Genomic DNA, 7,958 nt, shown 5'->3' with positions numbered 1-7,958 from the left:
CCCACAGGGACTTTCAGCGCACGCAGGATCTGCGTTCGGCGGGGATCAAAATGTGGGAGTGAGCCTGCTCGCGATGGCGGAGTGTCAGGCGCCAGGGATGTTGGCTGTGGCGGCCTCATCGCGAGCAGGCTCGCTCCCACAAGTATTTTCAGCGCCCACAGGATCTGCGTTCGGCGGAGATCAAAAAATGTGGGAGCGAGCCTGCTCGCGATGGCGGAGTGTCAGGCGCCAGGGATGTTGGCTGTAGCGGCCTCATCGCGAGCAGGCTCTCTCCCACCAGGGACTTTCAGCGCCCGCAGGATCTGCGTTCGGCGGAGATCAAAAAATGTGGGAGTGAGCTTGCTCGCGATGGCAGTGGGTCAGGCAGTGCCCTTGGCCTGCCGCTCCAGGTGCAATTGCAGAGCCGGGTCGATCCGCAATGCCGCGGCCAGTTCATCCAGATAGTTGCGCTCGGCGTCCTGCTGGTCGTCCACCAGCATCACGCTGGCCAGGTACATCTCCGAGGCCATGCCGGGGTCGGCGGCCGATTGCGCGACATCACTGGCGTCCAGTGGCTTGGCAACCTCCTCGTCCAGCCATTGCTGCAATTGCGGATCGTCGGTGTGACGGCCGATTTCAGTGCTGATCATCTTCTTCTCGGCTTCATCGATGCGGCCATCGGCCTTGGCCGCGGCAATCATTGCCCGCAGAATCGCATGGCTGTGCTCTTCGGCCTCAGGGCCGGCCAGCAAGTCCACGGTCCGTGGCGCTTCTTGCGGAGCCGACGCCTGACTGCGCTGCCAGGCCTGATACGCCTGGAACGCCATCATGCCCAGGGACGCCAGGGCGGCATAATTGGTGCCACCACTGGAACGGCTTTGTGGCGCACCGCCCATCGGCGGACCGCCGCCAAGCAAACCACCGAGCAAACCGCCCAACCCTGCACCACCGCCACCAGCACCCGCACCGGTGCCACCGCCCAATAAGCCGCCGAGCAATCCACCCAGGTCGCCGAACCCGCCCTGGGCCGACGCGCCAGCGCCACCCTGTTGCGCCATCGAGCCCTGGCCGGCGCGCAGTAATTGTTCGAGCAGATCGCTGGTGTTCATGATGTTTGTCCTCTTGAAGGGCGTTTATCCAGTCAGGCAACGATAGCCCCCGCAGACGAATGTGCCAGCGCCGTTGGGCTGACCCGCCTGCGCTATCCCGGATTCGTCCGGGGTATTTTCTTGCGGCGCAGCTAAGATTCATGAGTGGTGAACCTTATTCCCGGATGCCCGGTCGATACCTGCAACCCGACCCGGTTTGCCACCGCCCCGTACGCGGAGTGACAACTGGCTTGCTTCATTCACTGGAGAACGCCCCCGTGATTTCAACCCTGTACATCGCCAGGCTCAAAGCATGGGGCGCCCATGGTTTTACCGCCACTGGCGTGGTCACCGCTTTCCTCGCCACCCTGTCCCTGCTGGATAACCAGCCGACCCATTGCCTGCTGTGGCTGGGTGTCGCCCTGATCGTCGACGGACTGGACGGCGCGCTGGCACGCAAGGTCAACGTCCAGTCGGTGTTGCCGAGCTTCGATGGCTCGATCCTCGACCTGGTGATCGACTACCTGACGTACGTGTTTATCCCGGCACTGTTCATCTACCGCTACATTCCGTTGCCGGACTACACCTTGCTGCTGAGCGTGTCGCTGATTCTGGTGTCGTCGCTGTTCTGCTTCTGCAACGTCAACATGAAGAGCACCGACAACTACTTCCAGGGCTTCCCCGCCGCCTGGAACGTGGTCGCCCTGTGCCTGTACATCATCGCCCCGTCGCCGTGGATCACCTTCGTTACGGTCATCGGCCTGGCCCTGCTGACCGTGACCCGGATGAAATTCCTGCACCCGTTTCGCGTGCGCCGGTTCATGCCGATCAACATTGCGGTGACGGCCATCTGGTTGCTGTGCAGCCTGTCGCTGGTGCTCAACCATCCACGGATCAACCCGTTGGTGATGGGGCTGTGGCTGCTGATGTCGGCGTACTTCCTGGGCATCTGCCTGTGGCGCACGGCGCTGGAGTGGTTCGACGAATCGGGGCTCAAGTAGCCATGGCGGTCCATATCGTTCAACTCGGTTCACCCCGGCGACCCGACGAAGGCTTGCGCCTGGGCACGGTACGCCGCCCTCCCCGTGGCGTACCGAAAGCAGAATTCGCCCGTCGGGATTTTTACGATGTCTGGCAGCCGCTGCTGTCGCCCAGTGCGCAGTTGGTGGCCGAGGCCAAGGTTGCGCAAGATGCCAAGGCCTGGGAGCTGTTCCGGCGCAAGTTCAAGGCCGAGATGAGCCAGCCCGCAGCCAGTCAGATGCTGGATCTGTTGGCCGCGTTGTCCCACCAGACGTCCCTGGCGGTGGGTTGTTATTGCGAGGATGAAGCGCATTGTCACCGTTCGGTGTTACGCGAGTTGCTGGAAGCGCGTGGCGCGAAGGTCATTTAGCCGGCACCACCACTCCCCCTGTGGGAGCGAGCTTGCTCCCAGATTGGACTTGTGGTCGCTCACTGCCGCGTGATCACCATTTCCAGGTATTCACTCCGCCGTTGTCGGATCGATGATGTTCATGACCTGGGAAATGCGATTGGCGGGAAACCCGCTCACCCGGGCGTGCTCCCTGATCTGCTCCTCGTTCGGCGAAATGTACACGCAGTAGAGCTTGTCAGCGGTGACATAGCTCTGCAGCCACTGCACCTGCGGCAACTCACGCAACGCCTGGCAGGACTTGAGCGAAGCAGCTTTCAAGTCCCTTTCCGACAGACCTCCGGCGCCCTGGATCTCACGTTCAATGACGAACTTAGGCATGGCAACCTCTCTTTATTGTTCTGGATGGCAGGGCAGCACTCACCCTGTGATCAAACTATCGTCCTGATAGGCGTTGGCGTCCTGTCCGATCGTCGGCCAGGCCTGCCCGATCGTCCGGAGATTCCACGTAGCGCACCGATCGAGCGGATCACGCCGCTGGCGCGCCGGCCCTGGCTTCCTTCAGTAACTGCTGAATCATTTGTTCTTGAGTGTCGTAGCTGCCTTCGCCGAAGTGGGTGTACCGCACCTGCCCCTTGGCATCGATCAGGTAGTGCGCCGGCCAGTACCGGTTATCGAAGTTGCGCCAGATTGCGTAGTTGTTGTCGATCGCCACCGGGTAGGTGATGCCGTACTCCTTCACCTTGGCCTTGACGTTGTCGATGATTCGTTCAAAGCCGTATTCGGGCGTGTGCACGCCGATCACCACCAGCCCGTCCTTTTCATACTTCTTCGCCCAGTCTTTCACGTACGGCAGGGTGTGCTTGCAGTTGATGCAGTCGAAAGTCCAGAAATCCACCAGCACCACTTTGCCTTTCAGGGCCTCGTTGCTCAGGGCCGGCGAGTTGAGCCACTCCACCGCGCCGGACAGCGATGGCATGGCGCCCTGGGCATCGCCCATGGTGCTGTCGGCCTTGACCTTGCTGACCAGGTAATCGACGACTTTCGGTACTGTTTCCAGCACGCCTTTCTCCACGCGGCTGACACCTTCCGAGGAGGTGTTGGCCAGCAACAGATCATTGGCCCCCGTTGCAATCACCGCCGCCCCGGACAACACCGCAACCCCGGCGCCACGACGCAACCAGCCGGTGACCGGAATCGACGGTTTCAAGCGATTGACCAGGCCGCGACCGGCGAAGATCAGGATGCCCAGGGACAGCGCACTGCCGGCGCCATAAGCCACCAGCAGCAGACTGGTGCCGGCATTTGCCCCTTGCAGCATGGCGCTGGTGAGTATCACCCCCAGGATCGGTCCGGCGCAGGGTGCCCAGAGCAGCCCGGTGGCGACACCGATCATGATCGACGCCAGCGGCCCGGACATCTTGCGCGAGTTCGGGTCGATGCGATTGCCCAGCAGCACGAAGGGCCGCGCCAGCCAGTCACCGACCCGGGCGGAGATCAGCGACAGGGCAAACAGCACCATCACCGCCAGCGCGACATGGCGGCCGGTATTGCTGGCCTGGATCACCCACTCGCTGCTGACCACGGCCAGGCTGGAGACCAGGGCAAAGGTCAGGACCATGCCGCCAAGGGTCAGCAGTATCGAGGAGCGTGTACGGTCGGCCCCGGCAAACAGGAAGGGCACGACCGGCAGGATGCACGGGCTGAGGACGGTCAATAGGCCGCCCAGGAAAGCGATGAGTAACATGGGATCACCTGATGCAAATTAATGGGCAACACATCACCACTGTAGGAGCGAGCCTGCTCGCGATGGCGTCCGGTCAGGCGACACACCGTTGACTGAACCATCGCTATCGCGAGCAGGCTCGCTCCTACAGTGGATCGGGGGTGTTCTCAAGCGGTCTGCTCATCCTGCAACTGCCCCTGCGGAGTACGGCTGGAACCGTCCTGCGCCAGGAAGCCCTGGGTATCCTTCTGCGCCACCGGCGTGAGCTGGAAGCAGGTGTTGCCGGCGCAGGCGCTCTGCTCGACAGCAGCGTTGGCATGGGCCGCCGCACCGGCGACGGCAAAGACGATGGCGGTCAGGTGGCGGGAAATGTTGTTCATGATGTCCTTCCTGTTTCAAATGGATTGAGCGGTGATTGATCGCGACACTCAGTTTTCCGAGTTGCAGTTGTCAGCGAACTTGCTGTAATTCAGCACCTGGGTCCGGGACTGGGAGTCGAGGTACGTCAGCCGCGCATTCACCACGCCGCAGGAAGGTGTTGTGTCCTCGTTCAGCGACACCACTTTGCGGATATCCAGCTGGGTGCCGTAGGTGTAGGTTTCGGGAGTGACATCGGCTTCGGCACGGGCCGACAGGGTGCAGATGTTCAGGGCGGCAAACAGGCAGGCGGCGTAGATGGCCTTGGTGTTCATGGCGAGTTCCTCAGGGTTTCAACAGGTTGATCGTTGGTTGATCCGAGGCGGTCTGGTTTGCCTCGATGGAACCCATTAAAAGCCTGCGAGGTATCTCGTCTGTGTCGGGAATCGGCGTGAATCAATCGCTGCGTATCAGAACCGGGCGCAGATACAGAGCAATACAAAACCGCTGGAAATCGGCTTTTTTGCCTTCGTGTGTATCCGCAGGCAAGCCAGATACACTGCAATACAAAGGGCGGCAGGCGAGCCCGCCCAGGCTCGATAGACTGTGTGGCATTCCCCATTTACCAGAGGTTTGGCCCAATGGATCACGTTGATCACATCCTCATCGTTGACGATGACCGCGAAATCCGCGAACTGGTTGGCAACTACCTGAAGAAGAACGGCCTGCGCACCACGGTCGTGGCGGATGGACGGCAGATGCGCGCCTTTCTGGAAACCACCCCGGTGGACCTGATCGTGCTGGACATCATGATGCCGGGGGACGATGGCCTGGTGCTCTGCCGTGAATTGCGCGCCGGCAAGCACAAGGCCACCCCGGTGCTGATGCTCACCGCCCGCAACGATGAAACCGATCGCATCCTCGGCCTGGAAATGGGCGCCGACGACTACCTGGTCAAGCCGTTCGCCGCCCGTGAACTGCTGGCGCGGATCAACGCGGTGCTACGACGCACGCGCATGCTGCCGCCAAACCTGGTGGTGACCGAAGCCAGCCGGCTGTTGGCTTTCGGCCGCTGGCGCCTGGACACCTCGGCCCGACACCTGCTCGATGAAGACGGCACCATGGTGGCCCTGAGTGGCGCCGAATATCGATTGCTGCGGGTGTTTCTCGACCATCCGCAACGGGTGCTCAACCGCGATCAATTGCTCAACCTGACTCAGGGCCGCGATGCCGACCTGTTCGACCGTTCCATCGATCTGCTGGTCAGTCGCCTGCGCCAGCGCTTGCTCGACGACGCCCGGGAACCGGCCTACATCAAGACCGTGCGCAGCGAAGGCTATGTGTTTTCCCTGCCGGTGGAAATCCTGGGCGATCAATCATGACCCTGGCGCTGCATTGGCCGCGCACCCTGGCCTCGCGGCTGTCGCTGATTTTCCTGATCGGCCTGATCCTTGCCCAGGCGCTGTCCTTCGGCGCGCAGTACTACGAACGCTACGAGTCCTCGAAAAACACCATGCTCGGCAACCTGGAAACCGACGTTTCCACCTCCGTTGCCATCCTCGACCGCTTGCCCGTCGATGAGCGAGCCGCGTGGCTCAAACAATTGGAACGGCGCAATTACAGTTACCTGCTCAATGAGGGTTCGCCGGGCACGCCCATCCGCACCGACATGCCCGATGCGCCCATTGCCATTGCCTCGATCAAGGACGCCATCGGTCACGATTACCCGATGACCTTTACCGACATCCCCGGGCCGAAAAAACATTTTCAAGTGCATTTGAAACTGGCGGATGGCAGCCCGCTGACCATCGACGTCCGCCCGGCGATGGTGCCGTTGTCGCCCTGGCTGCCCATCGTGTTGCTCGGGCAACTGGCGCTGACGCTGGCCTGCTCCTGGCTGGCGGTCAGAATTGCCATCCGCCCCCTCACCCGCCTCGCCGGTGCGGTAGAAACCCTGGACCCCAACGCGCACCCAGTACTCCTGGACGAAAAAGGCCCGACCGAAGTCGCCCACGCCGCCAGGGCCTTCAACTCGATGCAAGCACGCATCGCGGCCTACCTGAAGGAACGCATGCAGTTGCTCGCGGCAATTTCCCACGACCTGCAAACCCCGATCACCCGCATGAAACTGCGTGCCGAGTTCATGGACGACTCCAGCGAAAAAGACAAACTGTGGAACGACCTGGGCGAAATGGAACACCTGGTCCGCGAAGGCGTGGCCTACGCCCGCAGCATCCACGGCGCCACCGAAGAAAGCCGCCGCACCGACCTCGACTCGTTCCTCGATAGCCTGGTGTTCGATTATCAGGACGTGGGCAAGGACGTGCAGCTCACCGGCAAAAGCGCAGCCGTCATCGACACCCGTCCCCACGCCTTGCGCCGGGTGCTGGTCAACCTGACGGACAACGCATTGAAGTTTGCCGGTGCTGCTCAATTGCAGGTGGAAAAACGGGCCGATGGCAATCTGTCGATCAGGATCCTTGACCGAGGCCCGGGGATCGCCGAGGAGGAGCTCAAGCAAGTGATGGAACCGTTCTATCGCGTTGAGAGTTCCCGCAACCGCAGCACCGGCGGCACCGGGTTGGGGCTGGCGATCGCCCAGCAACTGGCGGTCGCGATTGGAGGGTCGTTGACCTTGAGCAATCGCGAGGGTGGCGGGTTGTGTGCGGAGTTGCGATTGCCGGTGTAGAAGGGTTTGGCTTAAGGGTGAGGATATCGGCCTTGCCGTAAAGAATGGTTGGCTGGCAGGCCGTCATCGCGAGCAGGCTCGCTCCCACAGGTACTCAGTACATCCGCGAGATATTGCTCGGCTGGCAGGACGCCTTCGCGGGCAAGTCGGATCGCCGCACCGCCGCTCCCACAGGTACTCAGTACATCCGAAAGATTTCGATCGGCTGGCAGGCCACCATCGCGAGCAAGCTCGCTCCCACAGAAAGGCAAAGGCAGAGCGGCGTACACCGCGCCGCTTTTCACCACTCATCAGGCCGAGCGTTAGCTCGCCTGCAGCTCTTGATCTTGATCCACCCGCCCCCATCGGCAGGCTGAGTGGAGGTGTTCATCCGGGGACTGGTGCGCAGCGCCGTTCGACGCAGTCGAACTCATTGCATGTAGGTCGAAGCGAAGCCGACCGGAGGGCAATGCCCCCGGATGAATACTGGAGCGAAGGAACGCCGAGCCTTAGCGAGGGGCCGTACGTAAGGGGCGAGACCTTTGGTTCCTTTGGGGCGTTTGCCAAAGGGACTCGCCGTAAGGGCGAAACCATAAGTCGCCGTTACCGCAGAAACGGATATGTACTCAATCAACCAAGAGCCTGGGGGTGTCAGAAATTTTGTGTTCGGGCATAACATGAGTAAGAGGTGCATGTATGCCAACCAAAAAGAAACCCGCGTTGCGAGAGCTACCGAAAATCCCGAAAGAGCTGCTCGAGCAATTCACCGAT

The 7,958-nt window shown here is 61.5% G+C and carries 9 protein-coding genes; 4 read left to right on the top strand and 5 right to left on the bottom strand.

The features are described from left to right. Window positions 1-359: 359 nt before the first annotated feature. Window positions 360-1,088: a tellurite resistance TerB family protein gene (locus tag BSF44_RS28815; RefSeq protein ID WP_095946389.1), complete on the bottom strand. Its 729-nt coding sequence runs from the start codon at window positions 1,086-1,088 to the stop codon at window positions 360-362. Window positions 1,089-1,345: 257 nt separating this feature from the next. Here BSF44_RS28815 and pcsA point away from each other — a divergent pair, with 257 nt between their 5' ends. Both pcsA and BSF44_RS28805 read left to right on the top strand, forming a co-directional pair. Next, the gene (pcsA, locus tag BSF44_RS28810; RefSeq protein WP_095946388.1) at window positions 1,346-2,068 is read left to right on the top strand and encodes a phosphatidylcholine synthase; all 723 of its coding nucleotides are present in this window, start codon (window positions 1,346-1,348) and stop codon (window positions 2,066-2,068) included. Between the two features lie 2 nt (window positions 2,069-2,070). After that, window positions 2,071-2,457: a DUF488 domain-containing protein gene (locus BSF44_RS28805; RefSeq protein WP_095946387.1), complete on the top strand. Its 387-nt coding sequence runs from the start codon at window positions 2,071-2,073 to the stop codon at window positions 2,455-2,457. Between the two features lie 90 nt (window positions 2,458-2,547). On the opposite strand, the gene BSF44_RS28800 is transcribed toward BSF44_RS28805, so the two are convergent. The 4 genes from BSF44_RS28800 to BSF44_RS28785 all read right to left on the bottom strand — a co-directional run bounded on the left by BSF44_RS28800 (window position 2,548) and on the right by BSF44_RS28785 (window position 4,854). Then, a complete protein-coding gene (locus tag BSF44_RS28800; protein ID WP_095946386.1) occupies window positions 2,548-2,817 on the bottom strand; it encodes a DUF4242 domain-containing protein in 270 nt (89 codons plus the stop codon). A gap of 148 nt (window positions 2,818-2,965) precedes the next feature. Continuing rightward, the gene (locus BSF44_RS28795) at window positions 2,966-4,183 is read right to left on the bottom strand and encodes a cytochrome c biogenesis protein DipZ (protein WP_095946385.1); all 1,218 of its coding nucleotides are present in this window, start codon (window positions 4,181-4,183) and stop codon (window positions 2,966-2,968) included. Window positions 4,184-4,329: 146 nt separating this feature from the next. Further along, window positions 4,330-4,542: a hypothetical protein gene (locus BSF44_RS28790; protein WP_095946384.1), complete on the bottom strand. Its 213-nt coding sequence runs from the start codon at window positions 4,540-4,542 to the stop codon at window positions 4,330-4,332. 48 nt (window positions 4,543-4,590) lie between these two features. Further along, window positions 4,591-4,854, bottom strand: coding sequence for a DUF2790 domain-containing protein (locus BSF44_RS28785; RefSeq protein ID WP_095946383.1), 264 nt, complete (start codon window positions 4,852-4,854; stop codon window positions 4,591-4,593). A gap of 306 nt (window positions 4,855-5,160) precedes the next feature. Between BSF44_RS28785 and BSF44_RS28780 the strand changes: the two genes are divergently transcribed. Both BSF44_RS28780 and BSF44_RS28775 read left to right on the top strand, forming a co-directional pair. Next, a complete protein-coding gene (locus BSF44_RS28780) occupies window positions 5,161-5,901 on the top strand; it encodes a response regulator (RefSeq protein WP_095946382.1) in 741 nt (246 codons plus the stop codon). Further along, window positions 5,898-7,208 (top strand): ATP-binding protein, encoded by a 1,311-nt coding sequence (locus BSF44_RS28775; RefSeq protein WP_095946381.1) that lies wholly within the window; start codon window positions 5,898-5,900, stop codon window positions 7,206-7,208. The genes BSF44_RS28780 and BSF44_RS28775 overlap by 4 nt, the downstream gene beginning before the upstream one ends. Window positions 7,209-7,958: the final 750 nt, after the last annotated feature.

The sequence above is a fragment of the Pseudomonas sp. ACN8 genome, from assembly GCF_002303925.1.
In the GTDB taxonomy this organism is placed as follows: Bacteria; Pseudomonadota; Gammaproteobacteria; order Pseudomonadales; family Pseudomonadaceae; genus Aquipseudomonas.
Note: the sequence above shows the minus strand (reverse complement) of the source record. Positions and strands in the feature narration are given on the sequence as shown.

Excerpts from the sequence above, each read along its gene's own strand:
- BSF44_RS28815 (WP_095946389.1), bottom strand. The coding sequence starts at position 1,088 with ATGAACACCAGCGATCTGCTCGAACAATTACTGCGCGCCGGCCAGGGC.
- BSF44_RS28805 (WP_095946387.1), top strand. The coding sequence starts at position 2,071 with ATGGCGGTCCATATCGTTCAACTCGGTTCACCCCGGCGACCCGACGAA.
- BSF44_RS28800 (WP_095946386.1), bottom strand. The coding sequence starts at position 2,817 with ATGCCTAAGTTCGTCATTGAACGTGAGATCCAGGGCGCCGGAGGTCTG.
- BSF44_RS28795 (WP_095946385.1), bottom strand. The coding sequence starts at position 4,183 with ATGTTACTCATCGCTTTCCTGGGCGGCCTATTGACCGTCCTCAGCCCG.
- BSF44_RS28790 (WP_095946384.1), bottom strand. The coding sequence starts at position 4,542 with ATGAACAACATTTCCCGCCACCTGACCGCCATCGTCTTTGCCGTCGCC.
- BSF44_RS28785 (WP_095946383.1), bottom strand. The coding sequence starts at position 4,854 with ATGAACACCAAGGCCATCTACGCCGCCTGCCTGTTTGCCGCCCTGAAC.
- BSF44_RS28780 (WP_095946382.1), top strand. The coding sequence starts at position 5,161 with ATGGATCACGTTGATCACATCCTCATCGTTGACGATGACCGCGAAATC.
- BSF44_RS28775 (WP_095946381.1), top strand. The coding sequence starts at position 5,898 with ATGACCCTGGCGCTGCATTGGCCGCGCACCCTGGCCTCGCGGCTGTCG.